Genomic DNA, 1,703 nt, shown 5'->3' with positions numbered 1-1,703 from the left:
TGAATGTTAAATAAACATTCAAAACTGAATACAATATGTCTCCGTTATTCCATGACCTAATGGTCATTCCGTAATATCCTTAGAAAGGAGGTGATCCAGCCGCACCTTCCGATACGGCTACCTTGTTACGACTTCACCCCAATCATTTGTCCCACCTTCGACGGCTAGCTCCTAATAAAAGGTTACTCCACCGGCTTCGGGTGTTACAGACTCTCGTGGTGTGACGGGCGGTGTGTACAAGACCCGGGAACGTATTCACCGTAGCATGCTGATCTACGATTACTAGCGATTCCAGCTTCATGTAGTCGAGTTGCAGACTACAATCCGAACTGAGAATAATTTTATGGGATTTGCTTGACCTCGCGGGTTCGCTGCCCTTTGTATTATCCATTGTAGCACGTGTGTAGCCCAAATCATAAGGGGCATGATGATTTGACGTCATCCCCACCTTCCTCCGGTTTGTCACCGGCAGTCAACCTAGAGTGCCCAACTTAATGATGGCAACTAAGCTTAAGGGTTGCGCTCGTTGCGGGACTTAACCCAACATCTCACGACACGAGCTGACGACAACCATGCACCACCTGTCACTTTGTCCCCCGAAGGGGAAGACTCTATCTCTAGAGCGATCAAAGGATGTCAAGATTTGGTAAGGTTCTTCGCGTTGCTTCGAATTAAACCACATGCTCCACCGCTTGTGCGGGTCCCCGTCAATTCCTTTGAGTTTCAACCTTGCGGTCGTACTCCCCAGGCGGAGTGCTTAATGCGTTAGCTGCAGCACTAAGGGGCGGAAACCCCCTAACACTTAGCACTCATCGTTTACGGCGTGGACTACCAGGGTATCTAATCCTGTTTGATCCCCACGCTTTCGCACATCAGCGTCAGTTACAGACCAGAGAGCCGCCTTCGCCACTGGTGTTCCTCCATATCTCTGCGCATTTCACCGCTACACATGGAATTCCACTCTCCTCTTCTGCACTCAAGTTCCCCAGTTTCCAATGACCCTCCACGGTTGAGCCGTGGGCTTTCACATCAGACTTAAGAAACCGCCTACGCGCGCTTTACGCCCAATAATTCCGGATAACGCTTGCCACCTACGTATTACCGCGGCTGCTGGCACGTAGTTAGCCGTGGCTTTCTGGTTAGGTACCGTCAAGACTTGTTCAGTTACTAACAAATTTGTTCTTCCCTAACAACAGAGTTTTACGATCCGAAAACCTTCATCACTCACGCGGCGTTGCTCCGTCAGGCTTTCGCCCATTGCGGAAGATTCCCTACTGCTGCCTCCCGTAGGAGTCTGGACCGTGTCTCAGTTCCAGTGTGGCCGATCACCCTCTCAGGTCGGCTACGTATCGTCGCCTTGGTAAGCCATTACCTTACCAACTAGCTAATACGGCGCGGGTCCATCTATAAGTGACAGCCGAAGCCGCCTTTCACTATCGAACCATGCGGTTCAAAATATTATCAGGTATTAGCCCCGGTTTCCCGGAGTTATCCCAGTCTTATAGGTAGGTTACCCACGTGTTACTCACCCGTCCGCCGCTAACATCAGAGAAGCAAGCTTCTCATCTGTTCGCTCGACTTGCATGTATTAGGCACGCCGCCAGCGTTCATCCTGAGCCAGGATCAAACTCTCCATAATAGAAGTAAGCTTGATTAGCTCATTTTTGATTGGTTAAGCCAATCACTCTTTGAAGTACTATAAG

General features: G+C 49.9%; 1 rRNA gene. It reads right to left on the bottom strand.

The window, feature by feature from the left end:
• Positions 1-83: 83 nt before the first annotated feature.
• Positions 84-1,639, bottom strand: a 16S ribosomal RNA gene (locus CD129_RS01640).
• Between the last annotated feature and the right edge of the window lie 64 nt (positions 1,640-1,703).

Source organism: Mammaliicoccus fleurettii (assembly GCF_003970575.1).
In the GTDB taxonomy this organism is placed as follows: Bacteria; Bacillota; Bacilli; order Staphylococcales; family Staphylococcaceae; genus Mammaliicoccus; species Mammaliicoccus fleurettii.
The sequence above is the reverse complement of the archived record's forward strand: the minus strand, read 5'-3'. Positions and strand labels throughout refer to the sequence as shown.